Annotated in this window: 25 protein-coding genes; 7 read left to right on the top strand and 18 right to left on the bottom strand. The window is 39.4% G+C overall.

The features are described from left to right. Positions 1–10 precede the first annotated feature (10 nt). The 3 genes from AAC026_RS00960 to AAC026_RS00950 form a co-directional block, all read right to left on the bottom strand. Positions 11–2,791, bottom strand: a complete 2,781-nt coding sequence (locus tag AAC026_RS00960; RefSeq protein WP_339694217.1) for a carboxypeptidase-like regulatory domain-containing protein — start codon at positions 2,789–2,791, stop codon at positions 11–13. Then, on the bottom strand, positions 2,788–3,501 hold the full coding sequence (locus tag AAC026_RS00955) for a hypothetical protein (RefSeq protein ID WP_339694214.1): 714 nt from the start codon (positions 3,499–3,501) through the stop codon (positions 2,788–2,790). The genes AAC026_RS00960 and AAC026_RS00955 overlap by 4 nt, the downstream gene beginning before the upstream one ends. Before the next feature lie 70 nt (positions 3,502–3,571). Continuing rightward, positions 3,572–5,353 carry a sodium:solute symporter family protein gene (locus AAC026_RS00950; RefSeq protein ID WP_339694211.1) on the bottom strand — a complete coding sequence of 594 codons (1,782 nt, stop codon included), beginning with the start codon at positions 5,351–5,353 and terminating at the stop codon, positions 3,572–3,574. 82 nt (positions 5,354–5,435) lie between these two features. Between AAC026_RS00950 and AAC026_RS00945 the strand changes: the two genes are divergently transcribed. The 6 genes from AAC026_RS00945 (at position 5,436) to AAC026_RS00920 (ending at position 9,348) form a co-directional block, all read left to right on the top strand. Further along, positions 5,436–6,326 (top strand): sugar phosphate nucleotidyltransferase, encoded by an 891-nt coding sequence (locus AAC026_RS00945; protein ID WP_339694208.1) that lies wholly within the window; start codon positions 5,436–5,438, stop codon positions 6,324–6,326. Then, a complete protein-coding gene (locus AAC026_RS00940) occupies positions 6,326–7,351 on the top strand; it encodes an aminoglycoside phosphotransferase family protein (RefSeq protein WP_339694205.1) in 1,026 nt (341 codons plus the stop codon). The genes AAC026_RS00945 and AAC026_RS00940 overlap by 1 nt, the downstream gene beginning before the upstream one ends. Before the next feature lie 111 nt (positions 7,352–7,462). Further along, positions 7,463–8,038: a YceI family protein gene (locus AAC026_RS00935; RefSeq protein WP_339694203.1), complete on the top strand. Its 576-nt coding sequence runs from the start codon at positions 7,463–7,465 to the stop codon at positions 8,036–8,038. Positions 8,039–8,101: 63 nt separating this feature from the next. Continuing rightward, a complete protein-coding gene (locus tag AAC026_RS00930) occupies positions 8,102–8,608 on the top strand; it encodes a cupin domain-containing protein (protein ID WP_339694200.1) in 507 nt (168 codons plus the stop codon). 49 nt (positions 8,609–8,657) lie between these two features. Further along, a complete protein-coding gene (locus tag AAC026_RS00925) occupies positions 8,658–8,978 on the top strand; it encodes a heavy metal-binding domain-containing protein (RefSeq protein ID WP_339694197.1) in 321 nt (106 codons plus the stop codon). Positions 8,979–9,141: 163 nt separating this feature from the next. Next, complete coding sequence (locus AAC026_RS00920) at positions 9,142–9,348, top strand: hypothetical protein (RefSeq protein WP_339694194.1); 207 nt, start codon at positions 9,142–9,144, stop codon at positions 9,346–9,348. Between the two features lie 25 nt (positions 9,349–9,373). On the opposite strand, the gene AAC026_RS00915 is transcribed toward AAC026_RS00920, so the two are convergent. The 3 genes from AAC026_RS00915 to AAC026_RS00905 all read right to left on the bottom strand — a co-directional run bounded on the left by AAC026_RS00915 (position 9,374) and on the right by AAC026_RS00905 (position 11,675). Further along, complete coding sequence (locus tag AAC026_RS00915) at positions 9,374–9,598, bottom strand: VF530 family protein (protein WP_339694191.1); 225 nt, start codon at positions 9,596–9,598, stop codon at positions 9,374–9,376. Between the two features lie 134 nt (positions 9,599–9,732). Next, a complete protein-coding gene (locus AAC026_RS00910) occupies positions 9,733–10,878 on the bottom strand; it encodes a hypothetical protein (protein ID WP_339694188.1) in 1,146 nt (381 codons plus the stop codon). A gap of 50 nt (positions 10,879–10,928) precedes the next feature. Further along, the gene (locus tag AAC026_RS00905) at positions 10,929–11,675 is read right to left on the bottom strand and encodes a lysophospholipid acyltransferase family protein (protein WP_339694185.1); all 747 of its coding nucleotides are present in this window, start codon (positions 11,673–11,675) and stop codon (positions 10,929–10,931) included. A 215-nt stretch (positions 11,676–11,890) separates the two neighbouring features. Here AAC026_RS00905 and AAC026_RS00900 point away from each other — a divergent pair, with 215 nt between their 5' ends. Then, a complete protein-coding gene (locus tag AAC026_RS00900) occupies positions 11,891–12,781 on the top strand; it encodes a DUF72 domain-containing protein (RefSeq protein WP_339694182.1) in 891 nt (296 codons plus the stop codon). A gap of 107 nt (positions 12,782–12,888) precedes the next feature. Here AAC026_RS00900 and AAC026_RS00895 read toward each other — a convergent pair whose 3' ends face one another. The 12 genes from AAC026_RS00895 to AAC026_RS00840 all read right to left on the bottom strand — a co-directional run bounded on the left by AAC026_RS00895 (position 12,889) and on the right by AAC026_RS00840 (position 26,219). Next, positions 12,889–15,567, bottom strand: coding sequence for an ABC transporter permease (locus AAC026_RS00895; RefSeq protein ID WP_339694179.1), 2,679 nt, complete (start codon positions 15,565–15,567; stop codon positions 12,889–12,891). Next, positions 15,560–18,163 carry an ABC transporter permease gene (locus AAC026_RS00890; RefSeq protein ID WP_339694176.1) on the bottom strand — a complete coding sequence of 868 codons (2,604 nt, stop codon included), beginning with the start codon at positions 18,161–18,163 and terminating at the stop codon, positions 15,560–15,562. The genes AAC026_RS00895 and AAC026_RS00890 overlap by 8 nt, the downstream gene beginning before the upstream one ends. 1 nt (position 18,164) lies before the next feature. After that, positions 18,165–18,491: a helix-turn-helix transcriptional regulator gene (locus AAC026_RS00885; protein ID WP_339694173.1), complete on the bottom strand. Its 327-nt coding sequence runs from the start codon at positions 18,489–18,491 to the stop codon at positions 18,165–18,167. Between the two features lie 575 nt (positions 18,492–19,066). After that, positions 19,067–19,429, bottom strand: coding sequence for a hypothetical protein (locus tag AAC026_RS00880; protein ID WP_339606011.1), 363 nt, complete (start codon positions 19,427–19,429; stop codon positions 19,067–19,069). A gap of 66 nt (positions 19,430–19,495) precedes the next feature. Next, complete coding sequence (locus tag AAC026_RS00875; protein ID WP_339694170.1) at positions 19,496–20,977, bottom strand: bifunctional metallophosphatase/5'-nucleotidase; 1,482 nt, start codon at positions 20,975–20,977, stop codon at positions 19,496–19,498. Between the two features lie 183 nt (positions 20,978–21,160). Continuing rightward, positions 21,161–21,922, bottom strand: a complete 762-nt coding sequence (locus AAC026_RS00870) for a hypothetical protein (RefSeq protein WP_339694167.1) — start codon at positions 21,920–21,922, stop codon at positions 21,161–21,163. 6 nt (positions 21,923–21,928) lie between these two features. After that, positions 21,929–23,497, bottom strand: a complete 1,569-nt coding sequence (locus tag AAC026_RS00865) for a hypothetical protein (protein ID WP_339694164.1) — start codon at positions 23,495–23,497, stop codon at positions 21,929–21,931. Positions 23,498–23,664: 167 nt separating this feature from the next. Beyond that, on the bottom strand, positions 23,665–23,877 hold the full coding sequence (locus tag AAC026_RS00860) for a hypothetical protein (RefSeq protein ID WP_339694162.1): 213 nt from the start codon (positions 23,875–23,877) through the stop codon (positions 23,665–23,667). A gap of 20 nt (positions 23,878–23,897) precedes the next feature. Then, the gene (locus AAC026_RS00855; protein ID WP_339694160.1) at positions 23,898–24,788 is read right to left on the bottom strand and encodes a pentapeptide repeat-containing protein; all 891 of its coding nucleotides are present in this window, start codon (positions 24,786–24,788) and stop codon (positions 23,898–23,900) included. Positions 24,789–25,023: 235 nt separating this feature from the next. After that, positions 25,024–25,236 (bottom strand): hypothetical protein, encoded by a 213-nt coding sequence (locus AAC026_RS00850; RefSeq protein WP_339606017.1) that lies wholly within the window; start codon positions 25,234–25,236, stop codon positions 25,024–25,026. 37 nt (positions 25,237–25,273) lie between these two features. After that, the gene (locus tag AAC026_RS00845) at positions 25,274–25,852 is read right to left on the bottom strand and encodes a sigma-70 family RNA polymerase sigma factor (protein ID WP_339694157.1); all 579 of its coding nucleotides are present in this window, start codon (positions 25,850–25,852) and stop codon (positions 25,274–25,276) included. Then, positions 25,830–26,219: a hypothetical protein gene (locus AAC026_RS00840; RefSeq protein WP_339606019.1), complete on the bottom strand. Its 390-nt coding sequence runs from the start codon at positions 26,217–26,219 to the stop codon at positions 25,830–25,832. Before AAC026_RS00840 ends, AAC026_RS00845 begins: the two co-directional genes overlap by 23 nt. Positions 26,220–26,351: the final 132 nt, after the last annotated feature.

The raw sequence follows: 26,351 nt of genomic DNA, 5'->3' as shown, positions 1-26,351 counted from the left end.
TTACTTCTTTTCAAAACTTAAAGTTATAAGTGATAGTAGGAACTGCACTTCCAAATACCGTTAATTTATACCCTTTCACCTCTCCATCTACTACATCAAAGTAGACTGAATAGGGGTTATCTCTTCCAAAAAGATTGTATACGGACAAAGACCAAAATGATCTAGTAAGCTTCTTCGTTCTATGACCCCATTTTAGAGTAATCCCCAAATCCATTCTTAAGTAATAGGGAATTCGGGATGAATTTCTGGCTGAATAATTTATTTGTTCCACTCCTCTTACACTATAGGAGCCTACTGGTAACGTCACTGGTCGCCCTGTTTTATAAGTAAAGTTGTACGATAGACTAAATCGTTGAGTAACATCATAATTACTCACTAAATTAATTGTATGAGGAATGTCATAGTTGGTAGGGAAGAAGTTGCCATCGTTAATTATCTCTTCAGCAAAATCACCTTCGAGTTTAATAAAAGTACGTGCATAAGAGTAGTTGAGCCAACCATGCAATTGGCCTAATTTCTTGGCGGATAATTCAATTCCATAAGCCTTACCAGGCCCTTGCAGGGCAATCATTTCAATGGAATTGTTTAGTAAAAAATTGGAACCTGTTTTAAAATCAATAAGATTCTCGAGCTCTTTGGCATATACCTCTAAAGATGTTTCTAAATTGATCTCTTCAAAATCTCTAAAATACCCTAAAGAGATTTCGTTTGAAATTTGAGGTTTAATGTGCCCATTGGATAAGCGCCATATATCTGTTGGCGAAACGGATGAGGTATTGGATAAGGAATGAATGTACTGCATATTTCTACCAAAACTGGTTTTTATAGAACTTGATTCGTTCAACAAATACCTAAGCGAAAACCTAAATTCTGCTCCCTGATAAGTCTTAATAATATCTCCACTGGAATAGGTCACGGTATCGATAATCGATTCTTCATTCAATGGTGAATTTTCTGAGTATATAAATTTTTGTCCTGGGCCTATAGCAGAAAAAAGACTATATCGAATTCCTCCATTAACAGTAAACTTCTCACTGATCTCATATTGATCTGAGAAGTATATGGCACTTTCATATGCCCGTTCTTCATCTAAGAAGAGGGAAGATATATTCGATTCTTCACCTAAAGCTTTTTTGCTACCTGGGTTTATAATATAATGTTTGGTCTCAAGGCCAAAGTTAAAAGACTGGTTTTTGGTTGCTTCATAGTTGAAGTCGGCCTTAGCGCCTAACTCCTTTATTTGAAAATCTTGTATAAAGGCATTCGCAGGAGAATTGGAAGTCTCAAACTCATATTTGTACTTACTGTATGACCCCGTAAAATTGACATCAAAATCAGAACTAAACTGGTGTGTCCATTTGGTAGAAGCCATATTGTTTACATATGAGAAATCAGAAAACGAAAAGAGCGTATCTGAATTGAGTTTAAAATAATCATGACTTAAATACCCCGAAATGCTCAGGTTGTCTTTTGGACTAAGGTCATGGTCATAATTTAAAATCAGGTCCGAAAACTCAACTACATTTCCTCTAAACCCAGAGTTATCCACTAGATCAAGAACCCAATTGGAATAAGTGGCTCTCCCGCTTAATAATAAAGAAGCCTTATCTTTTATTATTGGAGCCTCAACCGTCAACCTTGATGTGATGGGTGAAACTCCTCCCTCTACTCCAAACTCGGACTTTCCTGCCTTTTTGGAGGTGATGTCAAATACGGAGGCTAGTCGGCCACCGTATTTTGCAGGAATTCCTGTCTTCAGAATTTCAAGGTCTTCTAGAGCGTCAGAATTAAATACTGAGAAAAAACCCAGAAAGTGAGAGGCATTGTATACAGTGGCACCATCTAAAAGAAACAAGTTCTGGTCAGACTTGCCCCCTCGAACATTTATGCCTGCGGCACCTTCTCCTACCGTTTGAACCCCGGCAAAAGTAGTAGCCACTTTTAAGATATCCTTTTCACCAAGTACTACAGGGATAACTTTTGTCTCTTCTATATTCAGTCTATTCATGCCCATACTGACACTTTCAACATTTTGCCCTCTTTCAGCCTCTACAACAATTTCACTAAGAGCAATTACATCAGTCTCTAACCCAATGTCCAGCTTTCCATTTGAAAACAGTACTATCTTTCTTTTGGCTGTTTTCATGCCTGAATATTGTACATATAATTCATTTTGCCCATTTGTCAATGAGATTGAATAGAATCCAGTCTCATCCGATATCGTGGATTTGTTACTCTGAATAGAATAAATCACTGCATTATCAATTCTTTCCTCTGTTTCGTTACTCGTTATAAAACCAGCTATAGTAGATGTTGCGCCCTGTTTAAAATCTGCTTTATTCCCAATCTCATACACTCGGTTTTTCTTATCATCACTGGTCAATTGATTCGGGACATACTCACGAGTAAATAGTACACTTTTAGGAACAGTATCAGGCAAATTCTCTTCATTGTTATTTTTGACTATACTCCCGACTATTATTGGAGTTCTAATAATGGGCAAGCCGTGAGTAAGGTAAATAGAGTTACCATTATAAAAATATGTTATTTCTGAGCCTAAAACAATTTGGTCTAACACATACTCAAGGTTTGCATTCTGAAAGTTTCCAGTGTAGCTAATTGAATCAACCCACTCAACTCTGTAATAAAAACTGACATCCAGATCATCCTTTATTTTTAAGAGGATATTCTGTAAAGCTTCTTGATTAAAGCTCCCAGAAAATGTTCTCTCATTTTGAGCGTTTATCTGAATTGTAACCACTAAGAAGAAGAGTAGATAAACTATTTTCATGGCTTTATAGTGGTTTCACAATACTTTGTCAGTTGAAGAAGTGAAAAATCGAGATTGTTTTTAAAATCTAACTGACGGTTTTGTTTAAGAAACCCTCGTATTTCCGCTTTATGGTCAGGAAAAATTTTCAAAAATGACTTCTTGTTTGTGATTTTTGTTAACCCTTTACTTGTAAGAAGAAAATATTCTTCCCTTTGTAGATAAAAGGTGTTTTCATCTTTCGTTCTATCTAGTTTGGAAAACTTCTTATAAAGACCCAGTGATTGGCCTTTGTACAATACTTCAAGAAAACCTTTACCTCCAATAACCCTAACAAAATGATGTCCATCCATCGTAAACCAATTAATATCCCTTTGCTTAAGCAATAGTGGAATTGTTTGGATTGGGTGGATCATATACAAAAGGTCTTGCTGTAGGTCGTAAACCAATTCAACATTTTTAAAAAGTTTACCTCTATAAGATAAATCAGACGTAACAGAATAGAAAGAAGAGAAGAAAGGGCTTGAGCCTGAAAACGATCTAGAAATCGAATAATAAGCCCCCACAACCTGATAAAGGCTTTTTGTACTTACTTGAGTTTCATACCATGTCCCAATATCACCTTCCAGATTAAAATCCTCAATGCTATACTTTTCTTGAGCATTTAGCATAAAAAGACAAAAGAAAAATAGGGAGAAAAATGCGAAAAGCTTTCTTAGTAATGTGAGCATCAGCTCAAATTACTAAGAAAAGAACAAAAATAACTCTACTTAAAGAGATACTTACGAAGTCGCTTTTAGCTTAGAATGTCAATTTCTTCCAAGTTCGGAGTAAGAGTAAAACACTTACCAGTGTGACAGAAAGTAGAATTACCGCAGTTGAGATATTGCCATAAAGCAACATGCCCACACCAAACAGCGCACTGTAAACAATGATTATTCCTAGGAACATAGCGAGTATGTCAATGCTAAAACGACCAACTTGTGCATCTAAATGAATGCCTTCTTTTTTAGCTATTTTTTTGAACCCATTCCAGCCAATACCGTAAGGTTTTACAGAATTAAAGAAGGTAGCCAATCTCTGGTAGTCCGTTGGCTTGGTAAGTAAAGTAACCCCTACCCAAGCTATGGTGGTTATACCTACACTCCACAATAATTGATAATCACCAGGTATGGCAAGCATAAAGTCTGGGCCTGTTTTTTCATAAAAAAGCAATGCCATAATGAATGAAACCACCATGGCTGTAAGTTCAGAATAAGCATTTATACGCCACCAGAACCAACGGAATAAGAATACCGCTCCCGTTCCTGCTCCTACCTTCAGAAGAATATCGAAGGCCTCATAAGCGCTTGTAAGTACCAAAGCAAACAAAGCAGCAAAAACCATTAAAAGCACGGTAGATATTCTTCCCACATTTACCAATTCCTTTTCACTTGCTTCTGGTTTCACAAATCTTTGGTAAAAATCATAGGCTACATAAGAAGAACCCCAGTTGAGGTGTGTTGAAATGGTAGACATAAAGGCCGCAATCAATGAGGCAATAACAATTCCCAAGAGTCCCTTAGGCAAAGTGAGTAGCATGGCTGAATAGCCTAAATCATGTCCCATTTTTCCTTCAGAAATATTCGGGAAAGCGGATCTGATGGACTCCAAATCTGGATAAACCACCAAGGAAGCCAAGGCAATTAAAATCCATGGCCAAGGGCGCAAAGCGTAATGCGTAATGTTGAAAAGCAAAGTAGCCGAAACCGCGTTTTTTTCGTCTTTAGCCGAAAGCATACGTTGGGCAATGTAGCCTCCTCCGCCAGGTTCGGCACCTGGATACCAAACGCTCCACCACTGCACGGCCAGTGGAATAACTAGAAGTGTAATAAACAATTCTCTGTTATTGAAGTCAGGAATTAAATCAAGTTTTGGTGCTACATTTGGATTGGCCAAAAGCTCCGTTAAACCACCTACTTCAGGTAAATTAATGATGTATACCGCTGCGGCAATGGAACCTACCATGGCGACTAAAAACTGTAAGAAATCGGTGAGAATAACGCCCCTTAATCCGCCCATCGAGCTATAGGCTACTGTAATTACGGATGCATAAAGCATGGTTTTCCAAGGTTCTAAACCAAACATGATTTCCCCAATCTTAATAGCAGCCAAGGAAACCGAAGCCATAATCATCACATTGAAGAAAACGCCTAAATAAATAGCGCGGAAGCCCCTTAAGAAGGCGGCCTCTTTTCCACTATAGCGAGTTTCGTAAAACTCTAAATCGGTAAGTACGCCTGATTTCCTCCAAAGCTTGGCATACACAAAAACGGTGAGCATACCCGTGACCAGAAAAGCCCACCATACCCAGTTACCAGCTACACCGTTCTGACGAACAATGTCTGTTACTAAATTTGGGGTATCGGCAGAAAAAGTGGTGGCCACCATAGAAATTCCCAATAACCACCAAGGCATATTTCTTCCCGATAGGAAAAATTCTTTTGAGCTGGTACCTGCCTTTTTTGATACTTTAAGGCCGATTAACAAAAAAATGACAAAAAAACCGAGGATGATAATCCAGTCGAGTGTCGCTAGCTGCATAATATAATGATTTGTTAAATTGACTCGTCTTGTCTTTTTCGACAACTTCGAGCCAACAATTATAATTAAAATAGAGGACATTATGGATTTGACTTTGGTAGTATTGGCCGCGGGCATGGGAAGCCGATATGGTGGAAATAAACAATTGGATGGAATTGGGCCACATGGCGAGATCATTATGGACTATTCAATTCATGATGCCATCAATGCTGGATTCACTAAAGTGGTATTTATTATCCGTACCGATTTGAAAGATGCCTTTGATGAGCACTACAAAAATCGATTCAACGGAAAGATTAAAATGGAGTATGCTTTTCAGAATGAATACACTGAGCATACTGCGCGATACGAAGCCGATAGAAAAAAGCCTTGGGGAACCACGCACGCTATTTTGGCTGCCAAACATCTCATCAATGAACCTTTTGTAGTGATTAATGCTGATGATTATTATGGTCAAGAATCTTTTGGTGAAGTAGTGACTGCCATGAAAAACTTAAAGGAGAATGAGTATTTGATCATGGGTTACAGTTTGGTCAACACGCTTTCCGATCACGGAACTGTGAACCGTGGCGTTTGCCAAGTGAAAGAAGACATGACCCTAACAGGCATTAAAGAGACTTTAGCCATCAGCAAAAATGGTGATGCTATTACTTATGAAGAAGATGGCGTGAAGCATTCGCTTGCTCCAGACACTTACGTGTCGATGAATTTCTTGGGTTTCCCAGCTTCTGCACTTCCTCATTTCGAAGAAAAGTTTGTGGCCTTTGTAAAGGAAAACCACACCAATCCTAAGTCGGAGTGTTTTGTTCCTGCTGAAATGGACAACTTAATGAATGAAGGAAAAGCTACAATTAAAGTAGTACCAACTTCTGCCTCTTGGCTTGGTGTAACCTATCAGGAAGACAAACCATTTGTAGTAAGCGGAATCAGTAAAATGATTGCGGATGGTAAATACCCAGAAGAAATAAAGTAATGAACATTGCCTTAGAAGCATTGAAGGCATTCCAATTAGAGGGGGCGATCGAAAAGGTTGCCCCTTTCGGTTCGGGCCATATCAATGATACCTATAAAGTAGAGTCTAGCTGTGGAAATTACCTGCTTCAGAAGGTGAACACCAAAGTTTTTCAGAATACCGAAACTTTAGAAAATAACCTCAATCTACTGCAAAGCTTACAGTCGAACGTCTTTGCAAAACACATTACCACTAAGAACGGAGTATGCTTTCATCTTGACCAAGCAGGCTGCTGGAAATTGCAAGAATTTGTATTGAATGCCTATGGGCCAACTACCGCTAATAACCTCACTTTGGTCGAAGAAGTGGGGAGAGGTTTTGGTATGTTTACCCAAGTTACGTCTACTCTAGATGCCGCAATTTTTGATGAAGCCATCCCAAATTTTCACAGTTTAAAATGGCGTTTAGAACAGTTGGATAAAGCTGTATCGCTAAACAAGGCGAGCCGAGTTGATGCCTCCAAAAAACTTATCGATCAGGTAAACGCTTTCAGTTGGATCGCTGATCATTTTAATAAGCTTGTTGAAAATGGTTTGCCGCTTAGGGTGTGTCATAACGATACAAAAATTGACAACATTCTTTTGACCGAAGGTAGCGATGAGTTTCGGCATGTGATCGATTTAGACACCACAGGCCCAGGTTATGTGCTTTCTGATTTTGGAGATATGATGCGTACATTACTATCACCAACGAAGGAAGCTGAGGTGGATGAAAGCAAAATTGAAATTAGAGAAGGTTATTTAAATGCATTGAAATCGGGATACCTTTCGGCTTGTGAAGAGTCGCTTTCGCCCCTGGAAATCCAGAATTTAGAGTTTGGAGGCTTATACATGACTTATATGCAGGCTATTCGTTTTTTGGCCGATTACTTAAATGGTGATACCTATTACAAGATAAGCTTCCCTGAAGAAAACTTTATCAGGGCGAAAAATCAGTTGATCTTGCTTCAGTTAATACATACCCAAACTTTTGGAGAGAAAGGCTAAGTGAAAGTGATAAGCTTGTTTTAATGAATTTCTACCGTTGAACAGAAATGTCCGTTTCCTTCAGTTGAAAAAATCGTTAGTTTTATTCGAACACAAACAAAAAACTATTCTATGAAAAGAGTTATGCTCACCTTATTTGTTATTTCCACTTTATTTTCGGCCAACCCCATGAGCGGTCAAACGTGGAAAGTAGACCCTGCACATTCAAGCATATTATTTAACGCAAAGCATTCGGGAATTTCCTTTGTAAATGGAAGGTTTGAGAAATTTGAAGCCACCGTTGAGGGTGGAACAGCAGAAGATTTTACCAATGCTAAAGTAACTTTTACAGCCCAAGTACAAAGCATCAACACGGGCGTTGACGGAAGAGATAACCACCTCAGATCAGCAGATTTTTTCGATATGGAAAACCACCCAACCGTTACTTTTAAAAGTACTTCTTTCACCAAATCAGGTGATGGTATGTATAAAGTGGTGGGTGATTTAACCATGCGCGGCAACACCAAACAAGTGGAGCTAATGGCACACCATATTGGGTCTATCGATACAAGGGATGGAGGCAAGAAAGTAGGCTTTCAGATTAAAGGAAGCGTGGATAGAAATGAATTTGGAGTTTCTGGTGCAGGAGGATCTGTAGCTCCTGTGATCGAGATTATCTGCAATGTAGAAATGGCAACGCAAAAATAGCCCTTACAAACAATACTCAAGGGCTGGTTCATTTAATGGGGCAGCCTTTTATTATTTTTAGTTATGACTGAAAGAACCGCTGAATACTATATTGAAAAGCTAAACCTTTTAGCTCATCCAGAAGGCGGCTATTACGCTGAAAATTATAGATCGGAAGAAAGTATTGAGAAAAGTGCACTGCCCAACCGTTATCCATCAGCTAGGGTTTTCGGTACCTCAATTTACTTTTTACTTACTCCTGATAGTGTTTCAAATTTCCACAGACTTAGCTCAGACGAAATTTGGCATTTTCATGACGGTGGTGCAGCCTGCATCCACATGCTTTCACACGAGGGGAAATTGGTTTCCAAAACCATTGGAAAAGACTTGGGAAATGGAGAACAGTTTCAGGTGGTTATTCCAAAACACCACTGGTTTGCCGCAGAAGTTGTCAAGGGAGATTTTATTTTAGTAGGCTGTACTGTATCTCCTGGCTTCGAGTTTGAGGACTTTGAATTGGCCGATCGCTCCACTTTAAGTTCCGTTTATCCCGATCATAAAACACTGATTAAGCGTTTCACGAAAGCATAGTTGTGTTCTGCATAAACATGCAGTGAAACTTAAAACTAAAAACAACGATATGCTTTTAACAACAACCCCAACCATTGAAGGTCACACGATTACAAAGTACCATGGTGTAATTACAGGCGAAGCCATTATTGGTGCCAATTTATTCAAAGACATTTTCGCCAGCATTACCGATTTAGTCGGTGGTCGTTCTGGCTCCTACGAGAAAGTGCTTCGCGAAGCAAAAAATAATGCAATGCAAGAATTACAATATAACGCTCAAGCAATGGGCGCCAACGCAGTAGTGGGCATTGATTTGGATTATGAAACGATAGGGCAAAGTTCTAGTATGCTTATGGTTACGGCAAGCGGAACAGCGGTAACCTATCAATAAGATACACCAATTGGTGTTTTCTATCCCATAAAGCCTCGGTTTCTAGTAAATCGGGGCTTTTCCTTTGGCAATCACACATAAACCTTTGACACTGCTAAAAGTTAGTTAAGCATAGTTAATGCTGCTCGACTGTCGGGCATATTGATCAATTAAGAAATAATTTATGCTCTATAAACTGATAGAAAATCCTTCAAGCCATTTTGATTTAATTGAATACACTCCTGTAGTTCAAAGGTCAATCTACAATGGTAATGACCCTGATGATAGTGACTTCCTTTCTAAAAATCCCGATTTGATATGGGGAATACTGATCGGAATTATGGCAATAGGTTTTATTTGGTACACCTTTTTTAGAAAAAAGAAAAGATAGCCTGTTCAATTAGAGATTGACTCTACTAAATAGACCTAAGATACAGCTGTTCTACTTTCTCTCTGGCCCAAGGCGTTTTGCGCAAAAAAGTAAGACTCGATTTAATGGATGGATTATGCGTAAAGCAGCGAATGTTGATTCTATCACCCAATTCTTCCCATCCGTATTTCTTTACCAGCGCCTCTAGTATATCGGCCAGCTTTATTCCGTGGAGGGGGTTGTTAGGTTGGGCTTCTTTTGGGGTGGTCATAGTTTTATTTCTTTCAGGTAATAATATAGTTCCTTCGTTGCCACTCAGGATGAAAAGCAGCGTGCAATAAAATGCTTTACTGGCTAAAATTGAGTAATTAAAATTGGCCTTGACAAGAATGCCAAGGCCTTTATTTATATTTCAGAATCTCTATAGAAATTACTGATGTTGCCAATAATTTGATCGTATATGCGGTCTACAAAACCGATGAAAAGGGTTTGAGGTGGTGGCGGAGGCAACTCCTTCAACTTACTCATTTCTATCTCATCGCGGGTAAGCGCTCTAGAGTCTCCGTTAAACGAAGCCCACTCATGCACCCAAACATCTTGGTTTGGCAATTTACGATTGGTTAAAATTCGGTCAGTATAAGCATCTCTTATTTCGAAATTCATAACCCCCTGAGACGAAAGCGTTTTGCGATTAATCGTTAATTCGGCTTTCACAGTATTGTACACATCGTGCTTCACGCCTTTGTCGTCAGTAAACTGACCTACCACTACGCTATCACGCTTTACCTCTTTGGTTTTCGATTCAATCAAAGTTTGACCCAAAACGAAATCATCAAATTGCATCGATACGATTTGGTCGGGTTGCAAATCAATCTGCTCAGCTTCATCAACAGTGAAAAACTGAACGAATCTGCCTTGGCTAAATCTATCTAGGTACTCGATTACTCGGTTTTCAAAATACTCATTGGTCAGCTCCAAACTGCGAGAATGAATAGGAATTGGCTCGATTAAAACCCTAACCGTTCCCATGATTCTAGCGTCAGTCAATAGACTGTCAATGTTCGGTACGTTTCTATCAAAATTGAGTGCAAAATTGAAATGCTTAAAAGCCCTTCTTCCACCTTCGATGGTATTGGTAGCTAAAGCGTTATTCCCCAATTCTATCTGATATTCAGCAGCTTTTCTGGCAGCATCGCTTTCTTCGCTAACATAAGATTTGGGCATTACCAGCGATAAACAAGCTGGGCATCGCTGAATTTGACGATAATAACTGTTCAACTGCTTGTACTGATAGTAAGTAGCCTCCCATTTATTTGGGTCGTTATTTACAGCCAACATGCGGATGTAATCCATATGATAATTGCTCGCCAAACGATAACCCTCAATCAATACATCTTGCGATTTCTTATTGTCTGGGTTCGATTGTAAACGATTGATGGCACGGTCTAAAGCCGTTTCATAATTGCCTTTTTCAAGTGCATTTTTTCCTGTAGCACAGCTTACGATAGTCAGCACCATAAGGGCTAAAAGTGAGTGTAAAAAAGTTTTCATAAGCTTTATTGTTTGGTTGAGTAAGCCATTATTCCAAAATGAATGCCAAATTAGCTTTTATTCTCCTCATCTAATTCAATGATCTTAGATTTCATCATTTCATAAACTTGATCTTTTAGGGCTGGAAGGTCCTCCTGGGTCATGTTTTGGGTAGAAATGGGTGGTAGAAAATAATTATGAATTAGTCCTGGTCTCAAGCCCAACTGACCTTTAGGCATAAGCCTTTTTGCATCGTGAATAATCAAAGGCATAATGGGAGTACTCGTTTCAATGGCCAACCTGAAAGGGCCGTTATAAAAAGGAAGCAGAGGTTCATCGGTATTGTTTCGTGTGCCTTCTGGCGCTACCATAATGGATAAACCCCGGTTTAAGTTTTTCACCAGTTTCTGAACACTTTTCTTTCTGCTTTCTTCGCTGGTACGATCTACCCATACCGCAAAGCTACTGGCAATAAACCCGAACAAAGGAATTTTGGCCAATTCCTTTTTACCCAAACCTTTTAATGGAACGGGAATAGCCCTTGGAATGGCAGGAGCATCTAAAAACGAAGTATGATTAATCGTGAAAATATAAGGCTGACCACGCTGAACCAACTTTCGGTTGTGGGTTTTAAAATGTATGAAAGAAACCATTGAAAAAAGGAAGACCCAAACTCGGGCAAAAAAGTAACTGAATTCATCCAGTTTGGGGCTGATCAATCTTGGAATTACCGTAAAAGGAGACAGCGCAATCATAATGGCTACAAACCAAATGGCGCACCAAGCTGTGTACAGTATTTGAATCCCTTTTTTCAGCATAAAATCTTTTCTGAAGAATTAGCTAAAATAGTTTTTTTATGTGGAATGCGTCATTAGATTTGAGCGGAAATTAATGACAATTGACCATGATTATTCATCCAAATCATGACTCAATTTAAAGAAAAGGATGAACTTCACTCTTTACTTGCAGCCCACACCCTCACAGGTTTGGGCTTTTTTTGTGGATTAGTTTAACTTGAGGCAAATCTTGAAATATGAAATTCGGAAGTGTTGAACACCCAGAGAAAATTGATTTTACTTTACCACATGACCACCCAGATACCGCCAAAGTTTTGGGGAAGTCAAACGCTAAGGATAAACCAAAGATTTATGTGGGTTGCGCCAAATGGAATAAAACTGATTTGAAGGGCTTTTACCCGAAAGGCACAAAGGATGAACTGACTTACTATGCTACTCAATTCAATAGTATTGAGTTGAACGCCACTTTCTATAATTATAGCGCTGAGCAGTTTGAAAACTGGTATGGAAAAACACCTGCCGATTTCAAGTTCTTTCCAAAAATTAATCAGATGATCAGCCATAGAAAGCGATTGAACGATGCGGATCGTTATACTGAAGATTTTGTAAATGCCTTGTCGGGCTTGGAAGAAAAAATGGAGCAAACCTTTCTTCAATTGCACGATAATTTTGGGCCAAAAAACTGGGATAGACTAGCGCATTTCATTACAAATTTCCCCAAAGGAATTCCGCTTGCGGTAGAAGTAAGGCATACCGATTGGCTGAATGATGCTGAAGTTGCTGATCGATTTTATGCGTTACTCGAAGAAAACAATGTGACTAATATCATTACCGATACGGCTGGTCGAAGAGATTTACTTCACATGCGTTTGGCAACACCCAAAGCCTTTATTCGCTATGTAGGTGCAAATCATGAAAGTGATTATGCACGCTTAGATGATTGGTTCGATCGAATTAAAAGCTGGATTGAAATCGGTGGTTTGGAAGATATTTACTTCTTCGTTCACCAAAACCTTGAGAAAGCCTCGCCTTTGCTTTCGGCCTACTTTATTAAGCGACTGAATAACGAACTGGGTTATAATTTACATGTGCCCGAACAGCAAGGTGGGCAAACGACTATGTTTTAATTGTAGCGTAAATCTCAAATAGAACAATCGCTCGGTTGTGCCGAGTGATGATTAGCCTTTTGACCTGAAGGCAGTAAGAGACAAATCACTTGTTCAACTTTTAATTATCACTCATTCCTCAGGCAATCGATAGGGTTTGTTTTGGCGGCTTTTATCGTTTGCCCCAACACAGTGAGCCATGCCAAAAGTAGTATTGCGAACCCTGAAAAGAATATTGACCACAGTTGAATGTTGGTTCTGTAGGCAAAGTTAGCGAGCCACCAATTTTCGATACCGTAAGAAGCCAAGGGCGCAGCGATGGCAAACGCAATTAAGACCATTATCGTAGTCCTTTTACCAAAGAGCACTATGATATGGATTAGCCCAGCGCCATTCACTTTTCTAATGCCGATTTCCTTTGTCCTGAGTTTTATAATGAAACTCGAAAGCGCAAAAAGACCGAGGCACGCAATGAACAGGCTGAGTCCGGAGAAAACTTTGAAAACATTAAGTAGTCGAGCCTCTTTTTTGTATGAAGCATCAATCATTTGGTCCACAAACTGAAAAATGAAAGGATCCCTTGGCCTTAATTCCTTCCATTTGGATTCTAAATTTGCCACTACCTGCCGAAGGTCACTTTCTTTATTGATCCTTACTAATACCTTGCTTGCTCTTTCAAATAGGATTTCATTGCTTTTTATTACCAGAGGAGAAACCTCATTATAAAGATCGTCATAGTTAAAATCATGAACTGTTCCCACCACCGTATAATTCAAAGATGATCCATCGGCAAGAATTTCTGTTACTTGCTGGCCTATAGGCTCTGATAGGTTTAGGGCTGTTACAGCAGATTCATTCAAAATGACCGAAAGGGAATCCCAAGAATCAGGACGAAACATTCTTCCTTCTTTAACTCTCAAACCCATAACCTCAGGGAAATTGTCACCAACTTTCATGGACTGTACACTGATCAGTTGATTGCTTATTTTTTGTTGATATTCTTCTTGCCAAAAAATGCCAAGGCCTAACATGGAAAGTGAACCAGCAACAGACTTTATCTGGGGAATGGATTCTATTTCATTGATATATGACTTTGCGAAATTAGGGTCCATGTGAAAATCTCCAGAGATCACCGCGAGCTGCTCTTTGTCATAACCCAAATCTTTATCAAGTATGAATTTCATTTGGTTCTTCATTACAAACATGCCAATGACCAAGCAGATAGAAATGAAAAATTGAAAAACCACTAAACCATCTCTAAACCAAAGACTCCTTTTACCACTTATAAATTGGCCCCTCAATACCATGAGTGGCCGAATATTGGCGGCCATAATGGACGGGTAAACTCCAGCAAGAAGGGTTATGATCAATCCAATCGAAAATAACAGGCCAATAGTTTGTAGGCTCAATTGGAAGCTAAGATTCCTGCCTATGAGTTCGTTGAAATAAGGCTGAGTAAGCCATAATAATACCAAAGCAAGTAGGAGGCTGGCCATGGAGATCATTGAGGTTTCAATAAAAAACTGACTAACAATCTGGCCTCTTCTAGAACCCAATATTTTCTTGGTGCCCACCTCTTTCGCTCTTGCTATTGATTTGGCAGATGAAAGGTTGATAAAGTTGATACTGGCCAAAAGTATGATCAGGATGGCTACTACGATCATGGTCTGGTCGGAACGCATGTTTCCGCCAGATTTCATACCGCCTAAATTATCAGGGTGCAAGTAAAGCTTGCTCAGAGGAACAAGAAAATAATGGAAGTCATTACCTGCTGTTTTGTAATCTTCCCACGGCATTCGGTTTATGCTTTCAGAATAAATGGAAAGGTTTTTATCTACAGTATTTTGGAGTTTTGCCTGTAAACTTTCAGGGTTCGCTTCTGGGTGAAGTTTAAAATAACAAGCCACATCGGGCTTCATAAAATTCAAAGCACTAAATCGACCAATAGTGTTAATGGACATTAAGAATTCAAAGCTCAAATGGGTGTTGGCAGGCAAGTCCTCACAAACTCCAGTGATATTGAAATTACTTCCCGACATTCTAATGATTTTCCCAATCGGGTTATCATTACCAAAATGCCGTTTTGCAGCCGTTGATGTCAGCACCATCGATTTTGGCTCTAAAAGAGCAGTTTTGGGGTTCCCCATTAACATGTTGAGGCCGAAAAAAGAAATGAAATTACTATCGGCTGCAACTACGTTTTGATGGTAATTCTTGATGTCATTTTCTGAATTGGTATAAGAAATGAGCATGCTTCTGAAAGGGCCCGCAAAGGTGGTAAGCTGCTCTATTTCTGGGTGATCATTCAATGCTGCTTTTGCCAAGGAATGTGGCACCGCTCCAATCACTTCGTTATGATCTGGATACTGTCGATCCAAAGCCATTTTATAAATGCGATCGCCATCTTTGATCTCTCGATCATAAGAGAACTCGTCTTGTATGTAGATCAGCAAATGCGCAGCGCTTGCAATTGCTACAGCCAACCCAAAAATATTGATAGCCGAATATCCAAAGTTCTTCTTTAGACTTCTGAAAGAGGTTTTACAGTGATGTTTGAACATTGTGAGTGGGGTAAATATCTTCCTTTCTTTATAATTAAAAATCAAGTTTGGCCGCATCAGCTTTAGTATTTGAGCATTGTATAAGCGCCTGGATTTTTTGACAGAATGTTGCTCAAGAAGATCTGAAAAGACCTCTTCCATATCCCCTTCAATTTCTTCCAAGAAATCTTTCTTGATGAAGAGCCGAAGGAGCTTAAGTGACCAGCGAGGTGGTTCAGGATTGATCTTCTTTTTAAGATCACTCATTTCTCAAGCAGTCCACAGGGTTGACTCTGGCTGATTTAAGTGTTTGAAAACCTACGGTCAGCCAAGCAATTAATAAAGCGGAAACACCAGCTAAGGCAAAGAACCACCATTTCAATTCGATGGAATAAGCAAAGTTGTGAAGCCATTGGTTGGAGAAGTAATAGCCAATAGGAATGGCTAGAATTATAGAGATCAATACCGTTTTGGTAAAAGTGGCAGAAAGCAATTTCACCACTACTAACTGACTTGCGCCCAATATTTTTCTAATTCCAATCTCTTTGCTTCTTCGTTCTGTGGTAAAAGTGGCCAAGCCAAAAAGACCAAGGCTCGAAATGAGAATGGCAGTTCCCGCCATGTAGTTAGACAATTGGGCTACCTTATCTTCCGTGCTATACAGGGCTCGATAATCATCTTCTAAAAAGGAAGACTCGAAGTCGTGTTTTGGGTTGAACTTGGCGTAAATCGTTTTGATTTTTTCAAGTGTGTTTACTTCAGCCCCTGGTTGCAATCTGACGATAAAATCATCACCGCTGCTCCTGAAGCGGAAAAGCATAGGCTCAATTTCTTGGTGCAATGAACCATATTGAAAATCACTAACCACTCCTATCACTTCCTTAAAGTCATTGGGTGAAGCTTCTAGCTGAAAGCCAATAGGGTCTTTTAATCCCATGAATTTCACTGCGGTTTCGTTGAGCATGATTTTGCTCTCATCGTCATTCATTTCTTTAGAAAATGCCCGGCCTGCTACAAGTCTTAAATTCAGCGTTTCAACAATATCATAACCGATTCTTGGCGACTTAAACAGGTGATTGTCATCCGCGTCACCTTCCTCCCATGAGTAGCCGCTGCTGTTATCATTTCCCCAAAGAAAGTCTCCGGACATATTGCCAACACTGGTTACGCCAGGCAATGCCCTAAGCTCTGTTAAAAACGGAGTAGGATCGAAGCTTTCTGGACCTTTTCTGGTAAACGTAATGATGTTTTCACGGTCATAACCCAGCGGTTTGCTATAGGTATATTCCATCTGTCTGTTGATTGTAATTACCCCAATAATGAAAATAATTGACAGCGTGAACTGCACCACCACCAAACCCTTTCTAATCCATTCTTCACCCCTTAGGTTGGCTACTTTTCCTTTAAGCACCGCCACAGGCTTAAAGCCCGAAAGATAGAAAGCAGGGTAACTGCCCGCTAGTATTCCAGTGCCCAATACGATGGCTAAAAGAGGTAAAATGAAATCGCTTAGAGTAAATTCAAGCTGCTTAGAAGTAATCTCATTGAACTGAGGAAGAAGCAAAACAACCAAGCCAATGGCGACCAAAAGCGCCAGTAACGAGAGTAAAATAGACTCTCCCAAAAACTGAAAAACCAAGTCTCTGCGGTTGGCTCCAATGGCCTTTTTCACGCCTACTTCTTTCATTTTTTTGGAAGCTTGCGCAGTAGATAGGTTCATGAAATTAATGCAGGCAATCAGCAGAATAAAAATGGCAATGACCGTGAAAAGCCGAACATTCTCAATTCTACCACCTACTTGGATCCCATTCTCATAAGTACCGTAGAGGTAGTTTTTGGCATATGGCTGAATAAAGAGGTTTTGCTTATTGTTATCCGTTTTTTCATGCATTAAGTCCGCAATTTTCTGATTCAATTGCTCGGCATCTACCCCTTCTTTTAAGAGTAAGTAGGTGCGTGCATAACCACCTTTCCAATCTTCGGCCCATTCTTCAGCATCGATCAATACTTGGTAATTGACAACAATATTGAATTGCTCGGTGGCATTCTTGGTCGGATCCTTAAACACACCAGATACCACAAAAGCCTGATTGAAAAGTGAACTCTCCCATTCAATCGTATTACCCACTGCCTTTTCAGCCGAACCAAAAACAGTACTGGCCAGCGACTCTGAAATTGCAACTGAGTTTTTGTCTTGAATACTTTCTTTTGTTCCCGAAATCAGCGGGTAAGTCATTACTTGGAAGAAGTTGGAGCTCGCAAAAAGCCCGTTTACTTCAAAGTTTTTTTCGCTGTGGCTAATGGTGCCTTGAGGCCTGAAAAAGTGATTACCCACCCTGACGGCATCTTCCACTTCAGGATATTCTTCTTTTATGGCTTGCGCCAATTTGCCCGAAGTATAATCCCAAGTGAGCACGCTTTCGGGTAAAGTGAAGTTGGTGAAAACCCAATACAAACGATCATTTTTCTCATTGAAAGTGTCTACCGAACGTTCATCATTCACCCAAAGGAAAATGAGCAAGGCTGCAGCTAAACCCGTGGAAAGGCCAATTAAGTTGATGAGGAAAGTAGCTTTGTGTCGCTTGAAACCTCTGATCGTGATTAATAAATTGTGTTGTAACATACCGAGATAATTGAGTTGATGATTTCCGCTAAGCCCTCTGACCAAAGCAGGGCGTAGCAGTTTTAAGACTTCACGATTGTAAAGCCTTCTGGATTTTTTGACCGAGTACAGCGCGAGATTTTCAGCGAATACTTCCTCCATATCGCCTTCTATTTCTTCCAAAAAGTCTTTTTTTAGAAAGAAGCGTAGAAGCTTTAGTGACCAGCGAGGCGGTCGAATATCGTTTTGTGGGTTGTTCAAATTAAGTGGTGGCTATGTTGGGCATGGCTGACCAAAGTTGGGTGCGGATGTCTTTCATTTCTTCCAAAACCCTGTGGGCATAAGGCGTGGCGCTGTAAATACGCTTGCGCTTTCCTCCTCTTTTTTGGGTGGCTTCACCGAACTCAGAAGTCAGAAACCCCTTTTCTTCCATACGCTTTAAAGCGGACTGAATTGAGCCTACGCTTAGCTTTTCTTTCAGTCGGTCTTCCAGTTCACGCTTAATTTCTACCCCGTAGGCTTCGGCTTGAAGTACAACCACCGTCATAAGTACCAACTCTTCAAACTCTCCCAATTTGGTTTTCTTCATAGCTATATTATTCGTAATTGCAGTAAATATAGAAAATTATTTTATTCGTAATTGCAGTTTTTATAAAAAAGAGTAGAGGGTATTGAGAAATGAGTAGTAGGTTCTTGGCTATAATGTAGGTATTGAATATAGTAGAGTGCTCTTTAACCGCAAAGTAAACTAGGTTTCGAAAAGATTAAATCGGAGCGCAATCGCTCGGTTGTACCGAGTGATGTCTAGCGTTTTGGTTTGAAACCAACCTCCTATTAGTCACTCGGCAAAGCCAAGCGACTGTTGGAACCTATGTTAAGTGTACTAAAAGGCTAGTTTTGGGCAATCAGTATCAAGCTAAGTCATGCTGTAAGCATCCTTTTCAGTAACAAAAGGAGGAAAGCTATCCTGTAAAGCGTGAAGTTCCGAGACTTCGGAATCTACGAGGTGACTGTAATGTAGGTTTAAGTCGATGTTAGACTGCTTCGTGCCTCGCAGTGACGGTACTGGGCAAAGCCTGTTCGAACAGTCATGCCGAACTTGTTTCGGTATCCCTCAAGGATATTGGAGGGGCAATTCTTCAACTATTAGCTAATTGAAGTTCTTTATGCTGAAAAGAATAAATAGATACCAGTAGCTAGATTAAAGATAATACAAGTCCAACCTGCATAGGTTTTTAATTTTACACTGATCATCAAAGCAAATACATAAACCCAAGCTGAGATAATTCCTGAAAATATAGGGCCGAAAAGCCAAAGAAGACCACCTAATCCAGCGCCTTCAGGAATGTTGGCACTCATTGAGATAGCAAATGATACAATGACTGAAAGCATAATTCCCATAATGAACTTGGCCGTAAGATCGTCAAAGTACTTTTCTCGGTCGTGAGATTTTCTCTTGTCTGAAAAAATCAACCTCGATACCATCAAGATTATGGTTGCTAAATACCCAATAATAAAGTAGTTCACTTGGCCAAGTTTGTTTTCAATGTATCATTAAGATAGAGAAAAGATATTTGGGGTGAAAAACGAATGTCACATGCCCCTAAAATAAGCCATTACAATATCTCGGACATCGTTTTTGATGCCATTGAAATCTGGAGGGGCGATGGCCTGGCTTTGATAATCTTTGATAAACTCAAGGTTGGCTTCGCCACCGCTGAGAACAAAATCAGGAAGAGCTATTTTATAGGTTTTGGATGTAGAAAGCTTAGCACCTTTGATGTACCAGCCATCGGCTTTCTTTTCAGCATTGGCCAACTGTAAATAACCACCAATGCCTACATTGGTCACTGTGCCAACTTCTAGAATGCGTTGTACTACATCGCCCTTTAAATCCACTACGGAAATGCCTCCTCCAAAAGGAAAAGAGCGAAGAATATCATATTCTGTAATGGTGCCGGTAAGTTCATCATCTAAACGAATGGAGCCGGAGTTGAAAATCGCTAAATCAGCTTTGGGTACAGCAAACAAAAATGCCTCGGCTGTCATAATTGGGTAATCGGTAGGACGATAGCGAATGCTACTTTCGCGTCCATCGAGAGTGTCAGCGGTGGCCATTACAATTTCATTGGGCGTGTAGCCCATGTTTGCCATACTTTCATTGGAAATGTTCACCCATTTGTCAACTAGGGTCTTTACCTCTGTGTCTTCTGCTACGCCATCATTAATAGGCAATAGCTCAGAAGTAATACTGGTTTTGCCTGTAGTTTTATTATAACTGACGCGATGTACATACACGGTTTTTGCATTGGCATCGGCTTTGGTCATTAGTGTGTTACCAAAGGTATACTTCATGTTGGCGTGATCGTGGCCACCCAAAATCAGGTCGAGTTCTGGTACAAAATAAGTAGCCAATGAGTCGTCCATATCTTCTTCTAAATGGGTGACACCAATAAATACTTCTGCATCATTCTTTATAGTGTTATACACTTCCTTCATCGACTCGTATTTGTCGGTATAACTCACATACTTTTTTTTGGTAAAAGGTACGGTACTGCCAAAAAACGCAATGTCAACCCCGTCAATGGTTTTTATTATATGATCAGGGAAAGGTTGACCGTTCTTTGTCCAAGAGACGGTATCATCATTTGCAACATGAAAAACATTAGTGGTGGTCCATTGAAATTTTGATTCGGCAATTCGTTTGATCAGTTCATCTTCATTAATGTCGAATTCATGATTGCCTGGCACTACAATGTCCACGCCCACAGCATTCATCACTTCCACCATGTGTTTACCTGCTATTTTTTCGCCCTCATAAGTGAGCGTTCCAATTAGCGAAGGGCTAACGAAGTCTCCTGAAAGAATGGTAAAAACATTCGGGTTTTCTTTCAATAGATTTTTTCTGACCGTTGCTACACGGGCCATTCCACCCACTTTACCACCTTCTAATGGCGCAATCTCATAGACATCGTTCATTTGTAGAAGAGTAAAATCGACAGTGTCAGTTTTAGGCGAACATGCGCTTGATAAAATGAAGAGAACAGACAGAAGGAGAAGTGAAAATCGGTTCATGAAAATGTGGTTTTTAACTTGGAATAAAGTTAGTAAAAATGAGTTTGAAACTGGTAGACTTCGGAACACTTTAAAGTGGTTTAACCGTAAAGAATGCGGAGTTTTGGAAAAGACTTGGTCTGTTTCTTTAGAATCAAAAAAGTCTTAAAGCTTACGATTTAACTATTAGGCCACTATTTGTTGTCATATACCTTCAGCCGCTTTAATGGCTTCCCATTCTCCTTGAAGTGACTCTAGTTCCAGTTCAGCTTTTTCTAAATCAGTTTTTTTGTCGCTTAGTTTGATTTCTACTTCTTGAGTTGATTTAGCCTGTTTTTCATATATGCTTGTGGTAGAGTTAAGAGCTTTATCGATTAGTTTAGAAAGCCCATCAAAATCATTGTTATCTGCTTGAGAACTCACCAATTGCTGAGATAGGGAATTAGATTGTTGATTTATCAAACCCAAGGTAGACTTACTCACGCTGCACGCAGGTTCTGCAGTAAAAACAGATTTACATGCCGTAATACTTAGGGCCATGGCGTTATTGGCATCTGTCGAACTTTCAGATAACATGGAAACAAGTTCAGACGAGATCAATGGATTACTATGCTTTTTTCTGGTAACTAGTATGGCAAGACGGTTAATCTTATTAGCTGAGTATGTCAGATGATTAAGTAAGTCATTTGTTTCCCCTGCCAAGGCTTGAGATTTTGAATGCATAGCGATTTCCTGACTTATACAGTTTGAAGAAAGCACTCTTAATTCATGTGAGTTCCTTACTATCTGCTCAAAGAGTTCTTGGTTGGATTGTGCTTCTTCCTTTTCACACTTTGCTTTCTCTAGCAGGGTATTAAAGGCCTCGTATTTTTGAGTTAGTGAAACTACATCCGCCTGTAGTCTTGTTATTTTTTCTTTTGCATCGAGTATTTCAATCTGAAGAGACTCACTTTTATCAGCTTGCATAAGTACCTATTTTGTTGTTTGAAAAATGAAAGGGGCTGTAAGCCTCAAGGCAGAAAGAGAGTTGGTAAACTGATTAACTACAGTCAATTTTTCAGTACAGAAGGAAAGTACAACTGGTAAATATGTTTTACCCTCAATCAGCGGATTACCAAAATTGTCTGTGGTAGCTCCGGTAATCTGTGTCGTTCCTACAATTGATGATTCTTCCTCATTTATTTTCTTCTTTACAATGTGTGCCACATCGTAACACCCTGCATTTACTTGCTCGGCTATTGATGTACTAAATGGGAACGTTAGTGAACCATCTTTTCCGTTGGAATCAATAAGCAAATACATACATCGATACTCTACCTTGAAATCGGTGTTTTCAATTAAACCAAAGCTGAGTGTATTGGTAGTTTTGTTAAGTTTTATGCTCTCACTTTCCGCATGTTGTAATGTGTGGCTTAAACTAAAGGGCTGGGAAGGTGCTGATAGATAATCATTGTAATTGTTTATCGCCTTTTTATAATCGGACGTATAAGCAGCAAGCACGAAAATAGCATACGCTTGGCCTAATTGGATGGGGTCTCCATCTGAGTCAATCAGGTCTTTCGCATTAATGGTTATTGATGCACTTTGTTGCGGATCTGTCTCTGATGGAACTACCTCTCCAATGACCTTCTGATTTAGTATGGCTTGTTCGGCATCAGCAATAGTAAAGATTAACCTTTCACTGTTTTTAACCAGCAGTATGTAATAATTCTTTGCAATGCCCTTACCTCCTTCAAATGGTTCTTTTAAGTAATCGAAGCTGACAGTAAAACTTTTAAAAGATTGGTTTTTGACTTCAAGGTTCAGGTTTAGTTTTTCATTTGCCAAAATCAAACTATTCTCCAATGCCTTACGGTTGGCACTGGTTAATTTGAATGTCTCATTCGCTTGGCTTTCTCCAGCATTAGTATTTTTCAGAGCCTCACATGTTGAGTTGAGGTGCTCTTTGACTGTAGCCAATTGATCGTTTAATACTGACACTAAATCTTTAATTGAGACATTTGTTTTTTCTGCGGTTGAGTTTAAAGTAGGAATGTCGACCTCCGCTGCTAAGAGAGTAAGTTCCATTGAAATTTGAGAGGCACTTTCTGCTAAATAAGCAGTTTTGCTTATTAGTGCGTTACACTCATTTGCCATTTCGTATATCTCTGAATTAAAATCTGCGGCATTGACCATTGAAAAAACGCTGCCAATATCACTAGCTAATTTCATAATGGCGTTGGAGGCAATCTGAACATTTGCTGCGGTAGTGGCACTAAGTGACATCGCATTTTCGACCAATGCTTTTCCTTGATTGGCTGAAGTAAGAATATTAGAGACTAATTCTTTTAAGGAATCTGCTTCGTTGAAGAGCCTTTCTTTAGAACCGTAGCTTACCTGAGCCAAATCTCGTTTACTTTCTGCATTTAACTGTGAACCTTGGGCATAATAAAGAGCTAATTGTGCGGCTTGATTCGAAGAAGATTGTATGGCAAGCTCACTTTCTTGAGTGCTCAAAATATCAATCATTGTTTGCCTCAAATTATCATTAAATGAATTCATAAATACTTGGCCCTCGGTTTATTAACTTTCCTATTTATACAAATTGACTAAAACTTGAAGAATAACCAACGGGTAGTAGGTTATTTAAAACATGAAGGGGCTAAGGAGTTTCGATAGAGGCTTGCTTTAATAATGGCAAACTTATCATAAATACTAAGCAGTTCTTTTTATTCACTCAATTCAGAGCATTCAAAACCTTGGCTTTTTAATAATGTAATGACCGTTTCAGGAGCTACTTTTTCGGTTTCTACACGTAATATTTTATCGCAATCCTCAAGGTCAAAGTTCCATTCTTCGTTTGACATTAGGGTTTTCAAAAACGGCTCTACCTGTCGCACTTGTTTTTCGCTTATCACAGAGGTTTTAAAAACATGAATCATGACAATTATTGTTTGAGGGTTTAGGTGGTTACTAGTGTGATACCGCTCAAGTCCGCCTTTCCATTTTTCAGAAATTCGTAAGTCATCCTGTCCGCTTTACAATCAATAAACTTGATGCGTTTCATACTTCTGCATTTAAAGAAGGTATTGTAAAGCGTTGCGTTTTGAAACGTAACCTTGCTAAAAGCAGTGTTTTCAAAAGAACAGTCCTTTAATACACCATCAAAGACTAAATTGGTAAAATTGGTATCAACGAATGAGGTGTTTTTCCACACAGCATTTTGAATTGTGTTTTTAGTAAAGTCGCATGATTTAATAATAGCTCCGGAAAAATCTGCACTAGAGAAATCGCAGTTTTTAACATGGCATTCCGTAAACTCAGCCCCTTTCAGTACACTGTTTTGAAAGTTATTGCTGACCAAGAATGATTTCTGAACATAACTATTGCTGAGGTCGGAATTTGAGAAGTCACAGCCATCCACATGATTGCCTTTTAGAAGAAGTCCTGACAAATCTGACCCTGCAAATAAGCAGCGCTGCATATTAGAGGAACTGAATTTTTCGTGTAGATTTTTTAATCCAGAAAAATCAGCGTCTACCCAGTTTCCGCGCGACATATTCCAACTCGGTCTTTTCTCAGTGTTAATTGCAGACGACCTTTCTTTTTCAGACAACTCTTCAGGTTCAGTTTTAGAAATTGAAGATGGAAAGTCTTCAGAAAAGTAATTGAGATCGACACCTATAATTTTAGCTAACCTGTTAAAAGTAATAATGTCTGGAATAGACTCTCCTCGTTCCCATTTCCCAACTGCTTGTGCGCTTATAAATAGGCGTTCGGCAAGTTGTGCTTGAGAGATGTTTAGTTTTTTGCGTGCTTCGGCAATTTTACTGCCTATCATCTTGGTTTCCATAGGTCTTGTTTCTTGTTCTTTCTACACCGCAAATATATTGGGCTTCATTTTCACAGTTGGCAACAATAAAGCTCCTCTTAGTTGTATTTGGGCTATTTATCGTTGTTATCCAACAACCAATGGTTGTATCTGTAGGTTTTGAGGAGTAAGGCTTGTTGAAAAACAAAAAGCGACCTGGTGTTAAGTTTTTTCAACCGACATTATTCTCACAAGCACGTAGCTGAACCGAACTCGGCTACCCAGCCAATTCATCGCAAACGAAACCTTGGCTATTTAATATGGTGATCACCGTTTCAGGAGCTACTTCTTCGGTTTCAATACGTAAGATTTTATCGCAGTCTTCTAGGTCAAAATTCCATTCTTGGCTAGGAAGTAGAATATTTAAAAATGAGCCCACAACCTGGGCTTGCTTTTTACTGACTACGGAAGTTTTAAAGACATGAACCATGGTAATTGTTGTTGTATAGTTTGAGTGAATTGGCAAATCATTGGTTAATCAATTCTTCGTAAGTTGATTTGAGTCGCTTGCGAAGAAACTTTACAGCGTAATGTTTTCTAGAGAGCAAAGTGTTTACGGCAATGCCAGTGGCCTCTGAAATTTCCTTTACTGGCAAACCCTCCAGTTCAGTAAGTTCAAAGATTTCGCGTTGCTCAATAGGCAACTCGGTAAGCACTTGCTCTAATTCTTCCCACATCAGAGAGCGGATATAGACATTGATGGGGCTATCTGAATCCTCTGTTTGAGGGAACAGCGTTGCATAAACGTCTAAGGATTCATCGCCATCGGATTCCATAAGAAAGCTAGCCTCCTTCTTTTTCTTCTTTTTATTAATAATGAGGTTTCGAGCAACACGAAATAGCCAGCCAGAGAGATTTTCAATTGGATTGTGTGTTTTGTCCATCGTTTTAACGAACTGATAAAACACATCCTGCGCAATATCTTCGGCATCTTCTGTAGTGGGAACTCTGTTCTTAATGAAAGAGCGAATTCGGGGCTGATGCTCCTTAATCTGTCTTTCTAAGTCTTCCCTATATTCGCTTTTACTCACGCTCAGGACCATCATTATCTTTTACGTCCGAATAGGAAAAACAATCATTTTTATGCTCCATCCATTGAGCGAACTTTCTCTTTTTGAACCATTCCTTGCGTTCCTCAGGGTTCATATTCATCCATTCTTCACGACCTTTGTGGTCACCCCATTTGTGTTTATGAGAATGTTTCTTTTTACCCCCCATTCCTGAAAAAAGGATTCTTGAAAGAATGAACAAACCTAGGGCTTGCCAGAAAGTGATCGTAGTAAGGCCGAAAAGATCAGGCATTAACCAGTTCCACAAAAGCATAATTACTGAGCCGAATAAAAACAGCGCTGCTGCGCCAAACACAGGGAAGAAAATGTATTTGTACTTATATATAAATTCTTTCTTTCTCATTTCGATCATTAATTATGTTCTCTTGTATAGGTAGACAATTGAGAAGAAAAAATATTTTAGGCCGTTTGATTTTTTTTAAAATCGAACCTCAATCGCTCGGTTGGGCCGAGTGATGATTAGCGTTTTGGCTTC

This window comes from uncultured Roseivirga sp. (assembly GCF_963973945.1).
Taxonomy (GTDB): domain Bacteria; phylum Bacteroidota; class Bacteroidia; order Cytophagales; family Cyclobacteriaceae; genus Roseivirga.
The sequence above is the reverse complement of the archived record's forward strand: the minus strand, read 5'-3'. Positions and strand labels throughout refer to the sequence as shown.